Source organism: Bradyrhizobium sp. ORS 285, from assembly GCF_900176205.1.
Classification (GTDB): domain Bacteria; phylum Pseudomonadota; class Alphaproteobacteria; order Rhizobiales; family Xanthobacteraceae; genus Bradyrhizobium.
Window position 1 is genome coordinate 1353185 of the sequence record NZ_LT859959.1, and the last position, 19433, is coordinate 1372617.

16 protein-coding genes and 5 pseudogenes are annotated in these 19433 nt (G+C 57.6%); 19 read left to right on the forward strand and 2 right to left on the reverse strand.

The window, feature by feature from the left end; all coding sequences use genetic code 11:
• Positions 1-134: 134 nt before the first annotated feature.
• From BRAD285_RS36660 to BRAD285_RS05975, 5 genes and pseudogenes are all read left to right on the forward strand, one after another.
• The gene (locus BRAD285_RS36660) at positions 135-536 is read left to right on the forward strand and encodes a transposase (protein ID WP_087877621.1); all 402 of its coding nucleotides are present in this window, start codon (positions 135-137) and stop codon (positions 534-536) included.
• A 23-nt stretch (positions 537-559) separates the two neighbouring features.
• Positions 560-880, forward strand: coding sequence for an IS66 family insertion sequence element accessory protein TnpB (gene tnpB, locus BRAD285_RS05960; RefSeq protein WP_371507540.1), 321 nt, complete (start codon positions 560-562; stop codon positions 878-880).
• Between the two features lie 69 nt (positions 881-949).
• Positions 950-2599 (forward strand): annotated as a pseudogene (locus BRAD285_RS05965) (IS66 family transposase).
• The gene (locus BRAD285_RS05970; protein WP_087877624.1) at positions 2596-2787 is read left to right on the forward strand and encodes a hypothetical protein; all 192 of its coding nucleotides are present in this window, start codon (positions 2596-2598) and stop codon (positions 2785-2787) included. The pseudogene BRAD285_RS05965 and the gene BRAD285_RS05970 overlap by 4 nt, the downstream one beginning before the upstream one ends.
• Positions 2729-3356: pseudogene (locus tag BRAD285_RS05975) on the forward strand (integrase core domain-containing protein); the annotation flags it as partial. The gene BRAD285_RS05970 and the pseudogene BRAD285_RS05975, both read left to right, overlap by 59 nt.
• Positions 3357-3599: 243 nt before the next feature.
• Here BRAD285_RS05975 and nolL read toward each other — a convergent pair.
• Entirely contained in the window at positions 3600-4730 is a 1131-nt protein-coding gene (nolL, locus tag BRAD285_RS05980; protein ID WP_006609590.1) for a nodulation factor fucose acetyltransferase NolL, read from the reverse strand.
• A 321-nt stretch (positions 4731-5051) separates the two neighbouring features.
• Here nolL and BRAD285_RS05985 point away from each other — a divergent pair.
• From BRAD285_RS05985 to BRAD285_RS06020, 8 genes and pseudogenes are all read left to right on the forward strand, one after another.
• Positions 5052-6191: pseudogene (locus BRAD285_RS05985) on the forward strand (IS3 family transposase).
• A 684-nt stretch (positions 6192-6875) separates the two neighbouring features.
• Complete coding sequence (locus BRAD285_RS05990; RefSeq protein ID WP_006613025.1) at positions 6876-7469, forward strand: NodA family N-acyltransferase; 594 nt, start codon at positions 6876-6878, stop codon at positions 7467-7469.
• A complete protein-coding gene (nodB, locus tag BRAD285_RS05995; RefSeq protein WP_006613024.1) occupies positions 7466-8125 on the forward strand; it encodes a chitooligosaccharide deacetylase NodB in 660 nt (219 codons plus the stop codon). The genes BRAD285_RS05990 and nodB overlap by 4 nt, the downstream gene beginning before the upstream one ends.
• A gap of 12 nt (positions 8126-8137) precedes the next feature.
• A complete protein-coding gene (gene nodC / locus BRAD285_RS06000; RefSeq protein WP_006613023.1) occupies positions 8138-9391 on the forward strand; it encodes a chitooligosaccharide synthase NodC in 1254 nt (417 codons plus the stop codon).
• A gap of 101 nt (positions 9392-9492) precedes the next feature.
• Positions 9493-10101, forward strand: a complete 609-nt coding sequence (locus BRAD285_RS06005; RefSeq protein ID WP_006613022.1) for an SAM-dependent methyltransferase — start codon at positions 9493-9495, stop codon at positions 10099-10101.
• A 27-nt stretch (positions 10102-10128) separates the two neighbouring features.
• Positions 10129-11859 (forward strand): carbamoyltransferase N-terminal domain-containing protein, encoded by a 1731-nt coding sequence (locus tag BRAD285_RS06010; protein ID WP_083846421.1) that lies wholly within the window; start codon positions 10129-10131, stop codon positions 11857-11859.
• Positions 11847-12761 carry a nodulation factor ABC transporter ATP-binding protein NodI gene (gene nodI / locus BRAD285_RS06015; RefSeq protein ID WP_006613020.1) on the forward strand — a complete coding sequence of 305 codons (915 nt, stop codon included), beginning with the start codon at positions 11847-11849 and terminating at the stop codon, positions 12759-12761. Before BRAD285_RS06010 ends, nodI begins: the two co-directional genes overlap by 13 nt.
• A gap of 3 nt (positions 12762-12764) precedes the next feature.
• The gene (locus BRAD285_RS06020; RefSeq protein WP_006613019.1) at positions 12765-13550 is read left to right on the forward strand and encodes an ABC transporter permease; all 786 of its coding nucleotides are present in this window, start codon (positions 12765-12767) and stop codon (positions 13548-13550) included.
• 223 nt (positions 13551-13773) lie between these two features.
• On the opposite strand, the gene BRAD285_RS06025 is transcribed toward BRAD285_RS06020, so the two are convergent.
• Positions 13774-14073, reverse strand: a complete 300-nt coding sequence (locus BRAD285_RS06025) for a LexA family transcriptional regulator (protein WP_006613018.1) — start codon at positions 14071-14073, stop codon at positions 13774-13776.
• A gap of 78 nt (positions 14074-14151) precedes the next feature.
• Here BRAD285_RS06025 and BRAD285_RS06030 point away from each other — a divergent pair.
• The 6 genes and pseudogenes from BRAD285_RS06030 to BRAD285_RS36485 all read left to right on the forward strand — a co-directional run.
• Positions 14152-14684: pseudogene (locus BRAD285_RS06030) on the forward strand (transposase); the annotation flags it as partial.
• Positions 14685-14743: 59 nt separating this feature from the next.
• The gene (locus tag BRAD285_RS06035) at positions 14744-15133 is read left to right on the forward strand and encodes a transposase (protein ID WP_087877727.1); all 390 of its coding nucleotides are present in this window, start codon (positions 14744-14746) and stop codon (positions 15131-15133) included.
• Positions 15134-15156: 23 nt separating this feature from the next.
• Complete coding sequence (gene tnpB, locus BRAD285_RS06040; protein ID WP_244563587.1) at positions 15157-15432, forward strand: IS66 family insertion sequence element accessory protein TnpB; 276 nt, start codon at positions 15157-15159, stop codon at positions 15430-15432.
• Positions 15433-15457: 25 nt separating this feature from the next.
• On the forward strand, positions 15458-15823 hold the full coding sequence (locus tag BRAD285_RS06045) for a hypothetical protein (protein WP_006615129.1): 366 nt from the start codon (positions 15458-15460) through the stop codon (positions 15821-15823).
• A gap of 3 nt (positions 15824-15826) precedes the next feature.
• Entirely contained in the window at positions 15827-17560 is a 1734-nt protein-coding gene (locus BRAD285_RS06050; protein WP_006615128.1) for a recombinase family protein, read from the forward strand.
• A gap of 485 nt (positions 17561-18045) precedes the next feature.
• Positions 18046-19398: pseudogene (locus tag BRAD285_RS36485) on the forward strand (IS66 family transposase); the annotation flags it as partial.
• Positions 19399-19433: the final 35 nt, after the last annotated feature.

The window sequence follows — 19433 nt, forward strand, 5'->3', positions numbered from 1 at the left end:
ATACTCCGCGCGGGCTACTCCGCCCGTGGTCTTCACCGGATGCGTACCACATCTCGTGGGCGTTCACGGGATGAGCGTAACGCTCCGCCGAGGGGCGGCTTGGCAATCTGGCGTAGGTGCTGAGAACTGTCCTTATGGACAGAGATAAGCACAGAGCCCAGGTCGAGCGGCTTGAAGTGGTTGAGACGGGTTGGCGGCGGCGCTGGTCTGAGGATGAGAAGCTCAGGCTCGTGATGGAGAGCCTACAGGGGAGCCGGCAGGTTTCGGCGACAGCTCGGCGATACGGCATCTCTCGTTCTTTGCTTCTCAAGTGGCGGCGTCTGTTCCGCGCTGAACGGAATGAAGCCGGGTCGGGACGGGGCTTCGTTCCTGCAAAGGCAGATCCCTTGGCGACGCATGATCCAGTCGAGCCGACCGGCGGCGGTGCGATTGAGATCGAGTTTGCGGCCGGAGCCAGAATGCGGATCACCGGCGCAGTCGATGAGGCGACGCTGAAGGCTGCCGTCGCGGCGTTGACGGACGGGCGAACGCGATGATCCCAATTCCGTCAGGGATACGCGTGTGGATCGCGACCGGCCACACCGACATGCGCCGTGGCATGCAGAGCCTGGCGCTTGGAGTCCAGGAGAGCCTGAAGCGCGACCCGCATGCCGGCGATCTCTACATCTTCCGCGGCCGTCGCGGCGATCTGGTCAAGATTCTCTGGCATGACGGGTTGGGTATGTCGCTGTACGCCAAGCGCCTGGATCGCGGCAGGTTCATCTGGCCTTCGGCGTCGGACGGCGCGGTGTCGATCTCGGCCGCGCAGATGGCTTACATGCTCGAGGGCATCGACTGGAGACATCCGCAGGCAAGCTGGCGACCGCAAAGCGCGGGTTGAGCCAATAATCCTTCGGCTTTGGGCGTTTGGGGAGTCACAATACCTTCGATCTGTGATTCACTGCGCTGTATGAATGCTGAGCGCGACGCCGGTCCCGATGACATAGCGGCCTTGAAAGAGGCGCTGGCAGCCGAGCGCGCCAGGGGTTTGGAAATTGCGGCGGAGCTGGCTGTCGCCCGCGCGAAAGCCTCGGAAGACAGCGCGCTGATCGCCCAGCAGAAGCTGCAGATCGCCAAGCTGCGGCATCAGATCTACGGACAACAGTCGGAGCGCTCGTCGCGGCTGATCGAGCAGTTGGCGCTGACCTTCGAGGAACTGGAAGTCGACGCCACCGAGGACGAGCTGTCGGCAGAGCAAGCCGCGGCCAGGACGACGACCGTCCGCGTATTTACGCGCAAGCGTGCGGAGCGCCAGACCTTCCCGGAGCATCTGCCGCGCGAGCGGGTTGTGATCGATCCGCCACCCGCGTGCGAGTGCTGCGGCGGCCATCGCCTGCGCAAGATCGGCGAGGACGTGACGCGGACGCTGGAGGCTGTGCCGCGGCAGTGGAAGGTTGTCGAGACGGTGCGGGAGAAGTTCTCCTGCCGTGACTGCGAGAAGATCAGCCAGGCGCCTGCGCCGTTCTACGCCGTGGCGCGGGGATGGGCTGGTCTGAGCTTTGTTGGCCATGATCATGTTCGAGAAGTTCGGCCAGCATCAGCCATTGAACCGCCAGGCCGAGCGTTACGCCTTGGAAGGCGTGCCGATCGCGCTGTCGACCATGGCGGATGCCGTTGGATCGGTCTGTGCGTCGCTGGAACCTCTGCTACGCCTAGTCGAATCCCACGTTCTGGCGGCCGAGCGCCTTCATGCTGATGACACGACCGTGCCGGTGCTGGCCAAGGGCAAGACCGATACGGGGAGATGCTGGATCTACGTCCGGGACGATCGGCCGTTTGGCGGCGCCGACCCGCCGGCAGCGATGTTCTACTACTCCCGCGGCCGCAGGGGCGAGCACCCGCAGAAGCATCTGGCAGGCTATGCCGGCATCCTGCAGGCCGATGCCTATGACGGGTATAACCAGCTCTATCTGGCGGAGCGCCAACCTGGAGCGATCCGCGAAGCGGCGTGTTGGGTACATGCCCGGCGCCCGTTCTTCGTCATGGCCGACATCGACGAGAACGCGCGACGCAAGGCTTCCGGCAAGAAGGACATTCCGCTGTCGCCGATCGCGGTCGAGATGGTGCGACGGATCGATGCATTGTTCGAGATCGAACGTTCCATCAATGGCAGCAGCGCCGAGGAGCGCGTTCGGGTGCGGCAGGCACTGAGCCGGCCTCTGATCGAGGACCTGCAGGTCTACATGCGCGAGCAACTCGCCAGATTGTCCCGTGGCCACGACCTCGCCAAGGCATTCAACTACATCCTCAAGCGCTGGCCGAGCTTCACCGCGTTCCTCGATGACGGGCGGATCTGCCTCTCGAACAATGCCGCCGAGCGTGGGCTGAGAGGCATCGCTCTCGGTCGAAAGTCCTGGCTGTTCTGCGGCTCCGATTGCGGAGGTCGGCGCGCGGCGGCCATGTACAGCCTGATCGTCACGGCCAAAATGAATGGTATCGATCCGCAGGCCTGGCTCGCCGATGTCCTCGCGCGCATCGCAGCTCATCCGGCTCACCGGCTGGACGAATTGCTGCCCTGGAAATGACATCGGCATCAGCGCTCTCCGCTCGTGCGGCATGACCATGCACGTCAACAAGGTTCATCACGTCACCACCACCACCCAGGTAGCGAAAGACCTCGGGGAGGACGAAAGCTGGCTGAGCGACGTCGCCAACGAGATGGAGATCGAGGACGGCATGATCTGGGAGTGGCCTCAAGCGGGCCCTCGGCACACGTGCGCCGATGACGGTGCCGCTGCTCCCGAATGATCGCTGGTCGCTCGACTTTGTGTCGGGTCAGATGACCGACGGACGGCGCTTCCGCATCCTGACCGTGGTCGACGACTGCGCCGCGAGTGCCTGGCGCTGGTGGCCGACACCTCACTCTCGGGCGCCCGGGTCGCTCGGGAGCTGGACCGGCTGGTCGCCGCGGCAAGCCCAGGATGGTGGTGAGCGACCACGGCAGCGAGCTCACCAGCAATGCCATCCTGACATGGGCCGATGAGAGCCGCATCGCCTGGCACTACATCGCGCCGGGCAAACCCATGCAGAACGCCTTCATCGAGAGCTTCAACGCCCCCCTTGCGGGATGAACGGCTGAATGAGACGCTGTTCACCTCGCTCGCCCAGGCCCGCGTCGCTCTCCGGTGCTGGCGGCCGACTATAACGACGCTCGGCCGCCCTCGCAGCTCGGATGGAAGACGCCATCCGAGTTTGCCGCAACCTGCCATCCGCGTCGGGATCTGGCGCTGCGCTGTAAAGGCTCCGCGCCAGCTCCCGCCGCTACCACCGCCCATATGGGCACATCTAACCAACCGAACGAACTCAGGTCTGGATAAAACTCGGGGACAAGGTCACGGGTGGTGCTGTAGCCGACCACGATCATCGACCAGCGAGGTACGCCGAGTTCGATCGTTTTGGACGCCCAACCCGCGCCACTCGGCGTACAATCGACCAGGACTTTAAACGCTTCCCTATTCGTTAAGGCTGAAACGAGCGCTTCGAGAGCTAACGCTCCGGTGATCTGGAGGATTCCCGACCGGGCTTGAATCGCAGCTCTACTCATTCCGGAGCCAACCTGCTCAACGAAAGATACGGGGTGAAGCTCCCAGCAACAGCTGAGACAGAAAGGGATTCTCGCTTATCATTTTACGCACTAGAAGCGCGAACAGAACCAACGTACCGCCCAGAATTGCTCCGACGGCCAGCCCGGTTGCAAGATCCGGAGGTTCTGCGTACTGGATCGAATCCATAAGGCGAAACACTGTACCTTGGATCAAATACAATAACAGCGTGCTCTGTCCTATATCGATAGCAATAAAGCGGAAGACTCGAGTTGAGCGGCCCAGTCTCCAGCATCGCGAGAGAAACTCACTCATGATTGCTGAGGCGGCCGCAGAACCAAAGAGCATCAGAAGCACGCTCTTCGCCGAGATCAAATCCCGCACCAGTGCAAGATTGTTATAGACGTACGTGTCCCTATGCCAGACTAAGAATGACGCACATGCTGCAATATAGACAAACGCGATCAAGAGCAGCTTGTACCCCCCCCTCATCCGCGTCCAATGCGCTCTCGACTGCGAAAATGCGAAACCCAAGCAGAAAAATGGATAAGTGTATTTTATAAGTGGAACAATCGAGATTGTTAGCGGCGTGAGCTCGACTGCTACGACTGATAGGAGCAATAGCAAGGGCAACGAACGATCGAAGATCAAGAGCAATTTGACGAACAGAAAACAAATAAAAGCGGCCCAGACAAACCAGTACGTACCGACCACATCATACAATAATGCCAAACTGAAGCCCGTAGCGTCATGTGGGCTGGGAAATGCAGCCAATTTTACCGTCTCCAGGACAGCGCACCAAAACAGCATGGGCAGCAAGAGCTGTAACGCCCGATCCCAGACGGCACAAGCCAATGACTTTTGTAGCAGCGCACGGCAAGAAAGGTATCCACTTATTGCCATAAATAGAGGCATATGAAACATGTAGATCCATTTAAAGTATGGCGAACACCAGAAGCCGTCATCTCGGTAGATAATATACTGTATTAGGTGACCCACAATCACCAGAACGATGAGCACCCCTTTGGTAAAATCCAAAGATAAATCGCGATCGTTGGCTTCTGGCGTCTCAGCCGTCCCAACCCCAGTCAAGTTTTGCGAGTTTAAGTCGACGATTCTGCAACGGATATGATTCAAGATCGATCTCATCGATTATCGTTCACAGCATCCCACGTCGAAGCCGTACACAATAGCTCGCTAGCAGCCGATATTCAACTGCATGGCGCAGGTCTTACCTATATACGTAAGAGCAATAAGCATAAACGGTGATCTTACTCTCAATTTTATCTAGGTCCGAGTTTGGTCGGCCGGTTGGATGTTCCCATTCGGCCGGTGGTAACGGCAGAAGCTGACGCAGAGGTCTCGATATGGGCAGCACCAGATCTCGATGTGACCTGAGGCCGGGAAACTGGACCATTATTGGCTAGAGTCTTGCGCTGCCGATTCCCCGGCTGGGAAGAGCGGAAGACGATGAAGGCCTCGAAGTTTTCGGACGCCCAGAAGGCGTTCATTCTGAAGCAGGGCAAGGACGGCGTGCCGGTCACGGACATCTGCCGCAAGGCCGGGATCAGCCCAGCGACCTATTTTAGTTGGAAGAAGAAGTACGACGGGCTGCTGCCGACCGAGATGCGGCGGCTGAAGCAGCTTGAGGACGAGAACGGCAAGCTGAGGAAGCTGGTGGCCGATCTGTCGCTCGACAAGGAGATGCTGCAGGACATGATCCGCCGAAAGCTGTGAAGCCTGGTCGGAAGCGCAAGCTGGTCGACGAGATCTGCGGCAAGTGGCAGGTGTCGATCCGCAGGGCCTGCGAGGCCCTGGAGTTCGACAGGTCGACCTACCACTACAGATCCCGTCGCTCCGACCAGGCCGCCCTCGAACAACGGATCAGGGAGATCTGTCAGGTTCGCGTCCGCTACGGTTATCGCCGCATTCACGTCGTGCTTCGTCGCGAAGGATGGCGCCACGGGCAGAACAAGACGCGGCGGGTCTATCCCGAATTGGGCCTGCAATTACGCAATAAGGCGCCGAAGCGTCGAGTCAGGGCCAAGTTGCGGGATGATCGCAGGCCGGCGACGCGATCGAACGAGACCTGGGCGATGGACTTCGTCCACGATCAGTTGGCAACCGGACGTAAGCTACGGGTGCTCACGATCGTCGACATCTTCTTCCGATTCTCGCCAGCGCTGACACCGCGGTTCACTTTCCGCGGCACCGATGTCGTGGAGATACTGGAAGGGGTCCGCGATGAAGTGGGATTCCCGGCAACGATCCGTGTCGATCAAGGCACCGAGTTCGTGTCGCGCGATCTCGACGTCTGGGCGTATCAGCGCGGCATCACGCTGGACTTCTCCAGGCCCGGCAAGCCGACGGACAATGCTTTCATCGAGGCGTTCACTTTCATCGAGGCGTTCAACGGACGCTTCCCGGGAGGAATGTCTCAATGCCCATTGGTTCCTGACGCTTGCTGATGCCGAGGAAAAAGTGGAGACTTGGCGCAGGTACTACAACGAAGAACGGCCGCACGGCGCGATCGGCAACAAACCGCCGATTCTGCTGCAAAACCACGATGGCGCAACCAGCCCGCCACCGTATCAGAGCGCAAAACTCTAGTTCTGGGTGGTCCAAAGCTCGGCCTCACTGCAAACCCACTCGGACTCTAAATTCTGCTGGATGAAACTTCGGTGGCAGGTCAGAACCCGCCCGCCCTGCTGGGCGACGCGAGGGCGGCGATCGAGGCGGCGGCGCGAAGGGGCACAAAGCGGTTGCGACGACCGATGCGGACCACGGTGAAGCGCACTGCACTCGTGGTGCCTGAAGGACATGGCAGGCGAAGCACAACTTTCTAAGCCTCATAGCCGAGGCGCGGATCACCAGCAAGTGCGGCAAGGACAAAGCCGTAGAACGCCACTTTTGATAAGCCGGAACTTCAGCCGCACGGAGGTTCAGCGCACCGTTCGCACCATCGGAGCATCGAAAACGTCTAGCAGTTTAGTTTAGCAGATTGGTCTGCCGCCTTCTGGGATGTCCACATTGGATCGATATCCATTGATAAAATCGATTGTACGGCAGTGGTTCAGCCGGGTATGCAATAAATGTAACAAGCAGGGTGTCCAGAGTTAGTTAACATAGTGGATGCAACAAATGGGCTGATCTGCTCGTGGCGGAAACGGTTTCGTTACGCGCTATTCGAAACAATCAGGCGGGCCCACCGAGTACTGAAAATCGCGGATTTTTGGGCTGTAAGATAACTTCGTTGGTATGACCGTAGTGTTCAAATGAATGTGAGGGTTGTAGATGCGGTCGCAGCTTAGATGGAGTGTATGCTGGGAGAGTGATCTCGCTGTTTCGGATCATTTAGAGCTATCTGAGTTTTTTCAGATTGCATATGGTCTGACGGGATCGTCGAACGCGCTCCCGTTCATGTCGAATCGAAGCTGGGCAGGTGCAAGGCCGGAGCTGCGCGTAATTGGGTATGACAAAAGAGGAGTGGCTGCTCATCTTGCGGTGCTGCGGCGGTTTATTAAAGTAGAGAATATCGATGTGTTAGTTGCAGAGCTCGGCCTCTATGCAATTCGGCCGGATCTTGAGGGGCGCTGGCTCGCAAACTCGTTGCGAGTAATGCATCCCGCGCTTAAGCAGCTGAGTGTTCCGTTCGGTTTTGGAACAGTGAGAAGCGCGTTGGAGCGCCATGTAGGAAGACTCCTCGGCCGTCCGGGCCTCGCGACAATCTTGCATGGTGTCAAGGTGCGGTCCACGTTATCGGAAGTCTATCAAAATCTGTCCGCTACACGGGTCGACGAGCCGTTGGTGCTTGTATTTCCTATTGTAAGCCCGCTCAGCAAGTGGCCTCCAGGTGCAACGATTGAGAGGAATGGGCCTGAGTTGTGAGTGTCGGGGTGAAGTGTATAGGCATAAGAGATGCGGGCAACGAGTCTGTGGATGATCGATGTGTTTACCTGACATTTGACGATGGGCCCGATCGGCGCAACACATCGGAAATCCTTAGCGTTCTTTCGGAATATAACGTTCCTGCAACATTCTGCGTATTAGGCGTGTATGCGTTGAGGGAGCGGGATCTTATCCGAAGGATGGCTTCGGAGGGGCACGAAATCGTAAATCACAGTATGTCGCATGCCGACCTATCTAAGTGCGATATCGCAGAGTTGCAGTACCAAATTGATCAGGCGTGCTTCGCTATCAAATCGGTCTGTCCGGGGGGAGTAATCCGTTATTTTAGGGCACCCTACGGAAGATGGACCGATTCTGTGATCTACTGCGCGGCACAAAGAGGGATGTTGCCGCTTTATTGGTCGATAGATCCTCGGGACTGGTCGAGACCTGGGGTAGATAAGATTGTATCAGTGGTACTCGAGGCAGCGAGGCCTGGCTCCGTAATCCTATTACATGATGGCTGCCCGCCCAATGAACAAGGAGGCGGCAGCCGAAATTGCCGACGAGACGAGACAGTTTTGGCTGTTGCTCGGCTGATCCCAGCTCTTCATGGGCTGGGGCTAAAGATCGCCGCCCTTCCAAATCTCGAATAGTGGCTTGCCTCTATGACTAGTGTTACCATTGCCAGCACGCTTGCGATATTGTCCTACGCAGTTGTATCCTCAACGTATGAAGTAGTGCAGATGTGCAATTCCAAGGGGGCAGACCAAGGTCGAGCTAAGCTGTCTCAATGCGCCCATTTAGAGACCCCAAGTGTCGACGTGATCGTGCCGTGCTTCAATGAAGACCCGACGATCTTGTTGGCGTGCCTAGAGTCGATTGCGCAGCAAGATTATAGCGGTCAGATAACAGTATATGTAATCGATGACGGATCAGATAATCGAGAACAGCTGTCTATTGTTCATAGCTGTTTTAAGCTCGATTCGAGATTTAGCTTTATCACCTTGCCGCGGAACGTTGGTAAGAGAAAAGCGCAGATACAGGCCATTCGGCGATCCGTCGGCGAGCTAATATTGAACGTTGACTCAGATACGGTGTTGAATCCGGACGTTGTAAGAGAGTTAGCCGAAGCTATGCAGGATCGCGCAGTTGGAGCTGCGATGGGGCAACTTAGTGCCATAAACCGGAAATCCACGTGGCTTACGCGCTTGATAGACATGGAGTATTGGCTCGCCTGCAACGAAGAGAGGTCAGCGCAGGCGCGATTCGGGGCGGTCATGTGCTGCTGTGGGCCATGCGCTATGTATCGCCGTTCTGCGCTTTCGCCGCTTTTGGATCAATACGAGTCCCAATATTTTCTTGGTAAGCCAAGTGATTTTGGAGAAGACAGGCATCTGACTCTTTTGATGCTTAAGGCCGGATATAAAACGGCTTATGTATCGAGTGCAGTGGCAAATACAGTTGTTCCAGACCGCCTTGTGCCGTACCTTCGTCAGCAACTGAGATGGGCGCGGAGTACTTTGCGAGATACGTTATTGTCAATTGGTCTTTTGCCGCGCCTAAACCCATATATTACCCTTGATGTAATTGGTCAAAACATCGGACCGCTGCTTCTACTGCTTTCGTTGTTGATGGCTGCAGCGCAGGTGTTTTGGACAGACGAGGCGCCGTGGCTTACCGCGGAAATTATCGTCGCAATGACTCTTGTAAGGTGTTCTGTATTCGCGATTCGAGCTAGGCAGGCGCGGTTTCTAGCGTTTGTTTTGCATGCGCCGATCAATATCTTCTTGCTGGTTCCCGTCAAAGCGTATGCGCTATTGACGTTGCGAGAGAGTGATTGGTTGTCGCGCAAATCACCGTGTCAAAGTGGGGTGATCTCCGCTGTAGCATCGTCGAGGAGAAATGTCTCACTGGAGTAAGGATGAGCCGAAGTCAGTTTTTAGAAAGGGGCAGAGGGTTGTTGTAGGAGAGTGGATCTCCGATCCTGTAACTACGGAATAGTGGCTAGAAAGGACGGGCTATGCTTGGCATTCGGAGCCTTCTCGATCAAGAGCTCCAGCGCGACGATCCGTGGCGGCTTGGGAATAGCCCGTTTGAGGCGCGGCGATACGCTCACATGTTTCGTCTTTCGGCTTCAAGTGGCAGGATTGCAAAAGGGCTTGAGCTGGGGTGCGCCGCTGGTATTTTTACGGGCGAGCTAGCGCCTCGCTGCGAGCGGTTGACGGTCGTCGATATTATGCCAACTGCAATTGCTCGCGCAAAGAGCCGCACTATACATTTGTCGAACATTAGTTGGGTCGTGTCTGACGTCACGACGTTCTCGAGTGTTGATCAATTCGATTTGATCGTGCTCGCTGAAATTCTCTACTACCTTCAAGATCTTTTGGAGATGGAGCGCGCAATAGCAAATACTATCAAGTATCTTTCGCCGGGCGGTCGGCTAGTGTTCGGCTCGGCGCGAGATAACGTGTGCCGAAGATGGGGGAATGCAGCCGGCGCTGAAACGATGGCGGTTACGTTGGGCCGAATGATGATTGAGATTGAGCGAGTTGAATGCCGCGACCACTCTAAGGATGAGGATTGGTTATTGGTTTCGTTCGAAAGTCCGATGTCCGGTGCAGTAGCGTAGGTTGAGCAACGGGTTGGAGTGTACAATATGCGGATCTGCGGAATTAAGCTAACTCACGACGGATCGGTTGCAGTGGTGGACGACGGGCGTCTGGTCTTCTGTCAAGAGAGCGAGAAGCGAAATAACAACCCTCGTTACGAGCCGATCCATGATTTGGACGAGATCCGATGCGTGTTAGTTGAGCACGGGATCGTCCCCGAGCAGATTGACCGATTCGTGATTGACGGATGGGATGGTGCTAGTGACTCGCGTCTTAAAGTATCAAGTTCTGGTTCAGCGCGAGAGTTGATAGGGGCGCCCTATTTCGAAGGATTTGCAGACGGAGTACTATTGCCATATGAAGGGATGGGGCTTGAGCTTGGTGGTAAGGCGTACGGCTACAGCAGCTATCCTCATACTGCGGGCCACGTGTCTGCAGCGTACTGTACAAGTCCATTTTTGAAAGCCGATGAACCAGCGCTTTGTCTCGTTTGGGATGGGTGTATTTTCCCCCGATTGTATCACGTCGGGCCGAATGGAGCTCGCTTCCTTGAAAATTTGTTTCCGATTATCGGGCATGCTTACGCAGTCGGTTGGCGATACTTTGGCCCGAACAGCCGGTCCGACCAAGAAGAGTGGGATCTCGGGGCGGCCGGCAAACTGATGGCTTACATCGCTCTGGGGGAGCATAAAGATGAAATAACTGAGGAGTTCGAGAATCTTTATCGCGCGCATTTCGCTGGGCATACAAGTCGAGCGATTGACTTTCGGGTTAACTTCACTAAGTCCCAAGAGACGCTTCAGGCCACTCACCGTTTTTTTGAGGAGAGCAAATCGAGGTTGCGCGGAGAACGGTCGGAAGACGTACTCTCGTCTTTCCACGTGTTTATCGAGCGTTTGCTTGTCCAGGAAATCGCGCTTTGTTTGTTGCGGCGTAAGGGCATTTCGGGGTCGCGAAATCTTTGCGTGGCGGGTGGGTGCGGTCTGAACATCAAATGGAATAGTGCACTTCGATCGAGTGGCTTGTTCGACATGGTATGGGTTCCACCTTTCCCGAATGATAGTGGATCAGCAATTGGAGCTGCATGCGCGGAGAATGCTGCACGAAGCGGGTTTCGATCGCTCGAATGGTCGGTCTATTGCGGCCCTACATTAAAAAGGAGTCGCCCTTCGCGAGAATGGGAGTCGGTAGCCTGTAGCCTCGATGAGTTGGCGGCGATAATTGCGGGTGATCAGCCTGTTGTATTTCTCTCTGGCAGGGCGGAACTGGGGCCGCGGGCGCTCGGCGGCAGAAGTATTCTGGCCGCGGCGACGTCGCCAACGATGAAGCAATACCTCAACGAGATGAAATCTCGCGAAGAATTTCGGCCTGTCGCACCAATTTGCATAGAGGATCGTGCGTCAGAGATCTTCTCTCCTGGCACGCCTGACCCCTACATGCTCTTCGACCATCAGACGCGGGAGGAATGGCGGGCGAAAGTGCCGTCTATCGTACACTTGGATGGCTCTGCGCGGTTGCAGACGGTCGCCAGGACGTCTACCCATCACGTGGCCCAATTGCTTGTCGAGTATGAGAGGCTAACAGGCATACCGTTGCTTTGCAATACGAGCGCTAACTATCATGGTCGGGGCTTCTTTCCCGACGTTTCATCAGCCTGTGAGTGGGGACGAATAGATCACGTTTGGTCTGACGGTCAGCTCTGGCGCAAAAGGGTTCATACGAGATGTTCGGCAGAAAGTGAGCTTGAGCGCGTTGGGGCAGGTGCATGTCTCACATAGCCGTAGATGTCAGAAACGTAACAAAGGTGCGTGAGAGGAGGAAAGTGGTAGATCGGCTTCGCTTCAGTGTAAATAAAGGAGAGTGTTTCGGATTGTTGGGTCCGAACGGTTCTGGCAAAAGCACCATTTTGCGTATGTTGCTTGGACTGATCCGCGCGGATTCCGGAGATATTTCAGTTCTAGGCAGCCAAGTGCCGGATCAGTCTCGTTTGGTGCGGTCCCGCATCGGGGTTGTACCGCAGTCGGACAATTTAGAGAACGAGTTTACCGTACGCGAGAATTTGGCTTTATTCGGTCGCTATTTCGGGATGCGCCAAAACGAAATTCAGGCGTCAATTCCTTCACTGCTTGAGTTTTCATGCCTCGAAAATCGCGCGAGCTGGAAGGTGTCGGATCTGTCTGGTGGCATGAAGCGGCGGCTCGTCCTGGCGCGTGCAATGATCAATAACCCGGACCTGCTTATTATGGACGAGCCGACGACTGCGTTGGATCCGCCCGCGCGGCACATAATATGGGACAGACTGCGGGTATTGCTAGGAAAGGGAAAGACGATTTTGTTGAGTACGCATTTTATGGAGGAAGCAGAGCGTTTATGTGATCGGATCTGCGTGCTTGACGAGGGGCATATTATCGCACAGGGGAAGCCGGCTGACTTAATAGAGACGGTGGTTGGATGTGATGTACTGGAGATATATGGTGACGATCCCGGCAAGATTGCTAATCTGGTCAAAACGCACGCAACTCGTGTCGAGGTGAGCGGTGAGACCGTCTATTGCTACTCGTCGGATATTGCGCGAGTACGAGAACGATTGCAGGGTGGAGCAAGGCTGCGCTTAATGGAGCGATCGGCAAATCTAGAGGACGTATTCTTGCGGCTAACTGGACGTGAATTGGAGGCCTAGGCGATGTATCGGTACCGTGCGGTAATGCCGGCGAATTGTTGGAATTGGTCTGCAGTATGGCTACGCAATTACGTTGGTTGGCGTAAGGTTGCGGTTGGATCCCTCATCGGAATTCTTGCCGATCCGCTTACGAACTTGCTTGGGCTCGGTATCGGTCTTGGCATAATCATTGGGCCCGTTGGTGGTGTGTCGTACATAGAGTTTCTGGTGGGTGGAATTGTTGCGACCAGCGTTATGACAACTGCGACGTTTGAAATGATGTATGGTGCGTTCTGGCGAATGTCCTTTCACAGGACATGGGAAGCGATGATGTGCACGGAGCTGACGCTAGGGGACATCGTTCTCGGTGAGCTTGTATGGTCGTTAAGTAAGTCGACGTGCGCTGGTGTGGGGGTTGGCGTGGTTGCTGCAGTCCTTGGCTACGCTAACCTGCAATCAGTTGTGCTATCGGTTCCCGGAATGTTGCTCACGGGACTGGCTTTCGGAAGTCTAGCAATGGCGATCGTTTCAATGTCGCCAAGCCATGAGTATTTCGTATTTTATCAAACGCTTGTGCTAACACCAATGGTGTTCGTGTGCGGAACTGTGTTTCCAGTTGCGCAGCTTCCTGGACCATATCAAACGATAGCGGCGTTCCTGCCATTGGGACATTCAATCGAAATTATTCGCTCAAATATGCTAGGGTCGCCGGTTGGAAGCATTTGGAATCATATTGTGGCTCTCTTTGGATGTGCAATTGCCTCATTCGCGGTGGCGATTGTAGCCTTCGAGCGCCGTCTCACGATGTAAAGGAGGAATTCCGTTCAGTTCTGGTGCAACTAGATAGCTACCGAAGGAAATATGTGGCTGATGATTGCCGGAGTCTGCCAGCATTGATGCGCCGAAAAAATCATATTTCCGAGGAATGAAGGTCTTGGTGGCCAACCGGCTGAATTGTTTTGGAAGACGAGAACCTGCGTAAGCCTTCGGTGAGGGCCGCCTTGCGTCGGAGCTCACTCTTGAAGCGGTAGGATTAGTACCTCGACACAGAGGTTTTGACCGGTTGATAGTGGTCCTGCAGGATCGGCAGGTCTTCGGGGGCGACGAGGACTTGGATGCTGCGTGAGGCGCCCGGAGTTCTGCAAATGAAGCCGGCGCGCTCAAGTGTGAGGATCATCTGGTGCACGGTCGGCGGCGTGACGCCGAAATAATGCTTGATGTCGCGTTCGGCGGGCGGCCGCCGGTTGACGCGAGTGTAGGCGTCGATGAACGCCAGATACTGGCCCTGCTTGGGAGTGAAGCCGGGCGCGGCCTTGTCAGACATTTGATTCATCGGTCGATTCAGCTTGACCTTGCCCCTAGGGCTTAATCCAGTTTGAAGTTCGTTCTGGCCCCTAGAGAGGACCAGAGCATGAAGCGCAGCCGCTTTACGGAAGAGCAGATCACCGGGATTTTGAAGGAGCACGAGGCTGGCGTTGCGGTCGCCGACCTGTGCCGCAAGCATGGCGTGAGCGACGCCAGCATTTACAAGTGGAAGGCCAAGTTCGGCGGAATGGACGTCTCGGAGGCCAAGCGGCTGAAGACGCTGGAGGACGAGAACACGCGGCTCAAGCGGCTGCTGGCGGACGCCATGCTGGACAATGCCGCCCTGAAGGATCTCCTGGGAAAGAAGTGGTGACGCCCGCGGCGAAGCGGAAGGCTGTCGCACATCTCGTGGGCGTTCACGGGATGAGCGAACGGCGGGCGTGTAAAGCCATCGGCTGTTGCCGCATGACGGTCAGATACCAGACGAGCCGGGCCGATGATGCCGGGCTGCGGCAGCGCATGAGGGCGATAGCACATGAGCGCCGCCGCTTCGGCTATCGAAGCCTGCACGTCCTGCTCAGGCGACAGGGCTACCTGGTCAATCACAAGAAGCTGTTCCGGCTGTACCGGGAGGAACGGCGTAACCCTCCGCCGGGGGCCGCCTTGGCAATTTGGTGTTGATGCTGAGAACTGTCCTTATGGACAGAGATAAGGACAGTGCCCGGATCGGGCGGCTTGAAGTGGTTGAGACGGGTCGGCGGCGACGCTGGTCTGAGGACGAGAAGCTCAGGATCGTGATGGAGAGCCTGCAGGGGAGCCGGCAGGTTTCGGCAACAGCCTGGCGGTACGGCATCTCACGTTCATTGCTTCTGAAGTGGCGGCGGCTGTTCCGCGCGGAACAGAATGAAGCTGGGCCGCGACTGGACTTCGTTCCGGCGACTGTGATCGCAGAGCCGGCCGTGCCGACCGGCGGCGGCGCGATTGAGATCGAGCTTGCAGCCGGAGCCAGAATGCGGATCACCGGCGCAGTCGATGAGGCGACGCTGAAGGCTGCCGTCGCGGCGTTGACGGACGGGCGAACGCGATGATCCCAATTCCGTCAGGGATACGCGTGTGGATCGCGACCGGCCACACCGACATGCGCCGTGGCATGCAGAGCCTGGCGCTTGGAGTCCAGGAGAGCCTGAAGCGCGACCCGCATGCCGGCGATCTCTACATCTTCCGCGGCCGTCGCGGCGATCTGGTCAAGATTCTCTGGCATGACGGGTTGGGTATGTCGCTGTACGCCAAGCGCCTGGATCGCGGCAGGTTCATCTGGCCTTCGGCGTCGGACGGCGCGGTGTCGATCTCGGCCGCGCAGATGGCTTACATGCTCGAGGGCAATTAAAGATACCCATAGGAGCCACGATGACGTGGCCGTTTGCGATGAGGTCGAGGTCGTCGACCCTCGCCATCCGCTCTACGGACGACGCTATCGCCTGATCTCGGTCGGCAAGGAATCGACCAAGCGCGGAGCGTGCAAGGAGCCTTTTGCGCGTGTACATTATCGATTCGGTCTCACGCTTCTTTTGCCGCTCGGGGTGACAAATCTTGAGCGGAATACCTTGTCGCGCGCCGCGCCGACCAAGCTGGACCTGGGCGCGCTGCAGGATCTCATCGCGTTGGCCGAAGAGAGCGAGGGCACATGCCCATCGAACCTCGACAGGTCTGGCGAAGCTTACCGGAAGCGCTCCGGCAAGCGATCGCGGAAGATCTCGGCCAAGTCATGCGGGAGGTGAGCGATGGGCTCCGAACTCGTCAAACCGGATCACTTGGACCGCAGAGCAGTGGTGTATGTCCGGCAATCGACGCCGCACCAGGTGATCACAAATCAAGAGAGCCTGAGGCTTCAATACGCTCTCTCACAGCGCGCCCGCGACCTCGGATGGCGCGAGGCCGACATCGATGTGATCGATAGTGATCTTGGACAGAGCGGCGCCGGGGCAGCTCACAGAAAGGGCTTCAATGATCTCGTCGCTCGCGTCACCCTTGGTGAGATCGGCCTCATTCTATCCGTCGACGTGACGCGCTTGGCGCGCAACTGTTCGGATTGGTACCCGTTACTCGACGTGTGCGGACATCGTCGCTGCCTGATCGCTGACCGTGATGGGATCTACGATCCCGGAACGCCGAATGGCCGTCTTCTGCTCGGATTGAAGGGCACGATCTCCGAGTTGGAGTTACACACGATCAGGAGCCGGATGACGACAGGGCTTCTGGCAAAAGCGGAACGCGGCGAATTGGCTTTGCAGCTGCCGGCGGGACTCGCGCGGGATCCGTCCGGCGTGGTCACAAAAGATCCGAACATCGAGGTGCAACAGCGCTTGCTGTTGCTCTTCGAGACGTTCCTGAAGGTACGAACGTCTGCGCAGGTTATGCGGGTCCTCGTAGGCCGCGGGCTGGCGCTGCCTCGTCGCGATCGCCATGGGGATCTGCGCTGGCAGCCCGCGACGGTATCGGCCGTGACGGCGATTCTCAGGAATCCGGCCTATGCAGGGGCCTTCGTCTATGGAAGGACTTGGCAGAAGCCGTCCAGGGTACCAGGGGAACGTCCACAGAAGTCTCCGCGTCGTGGGAAGGACTGGAGGATCATGGTGAAGGACAAGTACCCTGCCTATATCGATTGGGAGACCTTCGAGAAGATCCAGGCCATGCTGTGCGACAACCGTGCTGAGTACCAGCATATCAAGAGCCGCGGCATTCCACGGGATGGAGCTGCCCTCCTGCACGGCATCACCTATTGCGGCGAGTGCGGACACAAGATGGCCGTGCGCTACAAGGGCGGCAGTCAGTACGTCTGCAACCACCTGAAGATCCAGCGTGGTGCTCCGGAATGCCAGAATCTGCGTGCAGCTCCAATCGATATCCAGGTTGCTGCAGCATTCCTGGAAGCAGTGGCGCCGGCAGAGATCGACGCGTTATCGAAAGCCCGGAAAGCGCATCAACACTCTGAAAGAGCCCTCCGCCTTGCAGAAGAACAGCAGATCGAGAGGCTTCGGTATCAGGCATCCCTTGCGGAACGTCAGTTCAATCGTGCCGATCCCGACAATCGATTGGTGACCGGCGAATTGGAGCGACGCTGGGAATCGGCCTTGTTGGATTTGCGCCGAGCCGAGGATGGGTTCGCACAACGCAAGAGTCTCAAATCCAGCGAGCCAGCAGGTGTTCCTCCTGATCTTCGCGCCAAAGTCGTAGCCCTCGGAAATCGCCTTCCAGGGCTGTGGAACGATCCGGCGACGCGCAGAGACCAACGCAAAGCGCTTTTGCGGTGTCTCATCGATAAGGTTGTGTTGCGGCGATGCGAGCGCGACAAGGCTACGGTCCGTATCGTGTGGCGCGGCGGTGCAACGACAGAGCTCGTGGTGACGCTGCCCGTCAATGCTGTTACAGCCTTGCCCAGATATCGGGAAATGATCGAGCGCATCTGCACGCTTGCAACGAGGGGCGGTCCGACGATGAGATCGCGCTCATACTGACAACGGAAGGACATCACTCACCGTGGGAAACGGACAAAGTTATCCCGGCCACGGTGCAAGGCATTCGCCTCAAGAACCGTATAAAGATCCAGCGTCGCCAGACACGTTGGCCTGCGATCCCTGGTAGTCTCACCGTTACTAAATTGGCAGATCGCATGCATATTACTGCCAAGTGGATCTACGTCCAGCTTCGCTCTGGACGTATTGTGACCACGCGTGAACACTCCGGCCGCTTCCTGTTCCCGGACAGCACGAAAGCTCTGAAAGCGGTTCGTCAATTGCGAGACCACCGTGTCGAGAAGATCGATTTGAGGGAGCATCATCATGAAAAGTAGGGGCATCAACAACAGCCCTCGATCGAGGGCATCGACTGGAGACATCCGCAGGCAAGCTGGCGACCGCAAAGCGCGGGTTGAGCCAATAATCCTTCGGCTTTGGGCGTTTGGGGAGTCACAATACCTTCGATCTGTGATTCACTGCGCTGTATGAATGCTGAGCGCGACGCCGGTCCCGATGACATAGCGGCCTTGAAAGAGGCGCTGGCAGCCGAGCGCGCCAGGGGTTTGGAAATTGCGGCGGAGCTGGCTGTCGCCCGCGCGAAAGCCTCGGAAGACAGCGCGCTGATCGCCCAGCAGAAGCTGCAGATCGCCAAGCTGCGGCATCAGATCTACGGACAACAGTCGGAGCGCTCGTCGCGGCTGATCGAGCAGTTGGCGCTGACCTTCGAGGAACTGGAAGTCGACGCCACCGAGGACGAGCTGTCGGCAGAGCAAGCCGCGGCCAGGACGACGACCGTCCGCGTATTTACGCGCAAGCGTGCGGAGCGCCAGACCTTCCCGGAGCATCTGCCGCGCGAGCGGGTTGTGATCGATCCGCCACCCGCGTGCGAGTGCTGCGGCGGCCATCGCCTGCGCAAGATCGGCGAGGACGTGACGCGGACGCTGGAGGCTGTGCCGCGGCAGTGGAAGGTTGTCGAGACGGTGCGGGAGAAGTTCTCCTGCCGTGACTGCGAGAAGATCAGCCAGGCGCCTGCGCCGTTCTACGCCGTGGCGCGGGGATGGGCTGGTCTGAGCTTTGTTGGCCATGATCATGTTCGAGAAGTTCGGCCAGCATCAGCCATTGAACCGCCAGGCCGAGCGTTACGCCTTGGAAGGCGTGCCGATCGCGCTGTCGACCATGGCGGATGCCGTTGGATCGGTCTGTGCGTCGCTGGAACCTCTGCTACGCCTAGTCGAATCCCACGTTCTGGCGGCCGAGCGCCTTCATGCCGATGACACGACCGTGCCGGTGCTGGCCAAGGGCAAGACCGATACGGGGAGATGCTGGATCTACGTCCGGGACGATCGGCCGTTTGGCGGCGCCGACCGCCGGCAGCGATGTTCTACTACTCCCGCGACCGCAGGGGCGAGCACCCGCAGACGCATCTGGCAGGCTATGCCGGCATCCTGCAGGCCGATGCCTATGACGGGTATAACCAGCTCTATCTGGCGGAGCGCCAACCTGGAGCGATCCGCGAAGCGGCGTGTTGGGTACATGCCCGGCGCCCGTTCTTCGTCATGGCCGACATCGACGAGAACGCGCGACGCAAGGCTTCCGGCAAGAAGGACATTCCGCTGTCGCCGATCGCGGTCGAGATGGTGCGACGGATCGATGCATTGTTCGAGATCGAACGCTCCGTCAATGGCAGGAGCGCCGAGGAGCGCGTTCGGGTGCGGCAGGCGCTGAGCCAGCCTCTGGTCGAGGACCTGGAGGTCTATATGCGTGAGCAACTCGCCAAACTGTCCCGTGGCCACGACCTCGCCAAGGCGTTCAACTACATCCTCAAGCGCTGCGGATCTCGCGCTCCGGCTTCGGACCGAGCTCGAGCGCAACA

Bases quoted from the DNA above. Each gene is read 5' to 3' on its own strand.
- BRAD285_RS36660 (WP_087877621.1), top strand. From the start codon at position 135: ATGGACAGAGATAAGCACAGAGCCCAGGTCGAGCGGCTTGAAGTGGTT.
- BRAD285_RS05970 (WP_087877624.1), top strand. From the start codon at position 2,596: ATGACCATGCACGTCAACAAGGTTCATCACGTCACCACCACCACCCAG.
- nolL (WP_006609590.1), bottom strand. From the start codon at position 4,730: ATGAGATCGATCTTGAATCATATCCGTTGCAGAATCGTCGACTTAAAC.
- BRAD285_RS05990 (WP_006613025.1), top strand. From the start codon at position 6,876: ATGCGGTCGCAGCTTAGATGGAGTGTATGCTGGGAGAGTGATCTCGCT.
- nodC (WP_006613023.1), top strand. From the start codon at position 8,138: ATGACTAGTGTTACCATTGCCAGCACGCTTGCGATATTGTCCTACGCA.
- BRAD285_RS06005 (WP_006613022.1), top strand. From the start codon at position 9,493: ATGCTTGGCATTCGGAGCCTTCTCGATCAAGAGCTCCAGCGCGACGAT.
- BRAD285_RS06010 (WP_083846421.1), top strand. From the start codon at position 10,129: ATGCGGATCTGCGGAATTAAGCTAACTCACGACGGATCGGTTGCAGTG.
- nodI (WP_006613020.1), top strand. From the start codon at position 11,847: ATGTCTCACATAGCCGTAGATGTCAGAAACGTAACAAAGGTGCGTGAG.
- BRAD285_RS06020 (WP_006613019.1), top strand. From the start codon at position 12,765: ATGTATCGGTACCGTGCGGTAATGCCGGCGAATTGTTGGAATTGGTCT.
- BRAD285_RS06025 (WP_006613018.1), bottom strand. From the start codon at position 14,073: ATGAATCAAATGTCTGACAAGGCCGCGCCCGGCTTCACTCCCAAGCAG.
- BRAD285_RS06035 (WP_087877727.1), top strand. From the start codon at position 14,744: ATGGACAGAGATAAGGACAGTGCCCGGATCGGGCGGCTTGAAGTGGTT.
- BRAD285_RS06050 (WP_006615128.1), top strand. From the start codon at position 15,827: ATGGGCTCCGAACTCGTCAAACCGGATCACTTGGACCGCAGAGCAGTG.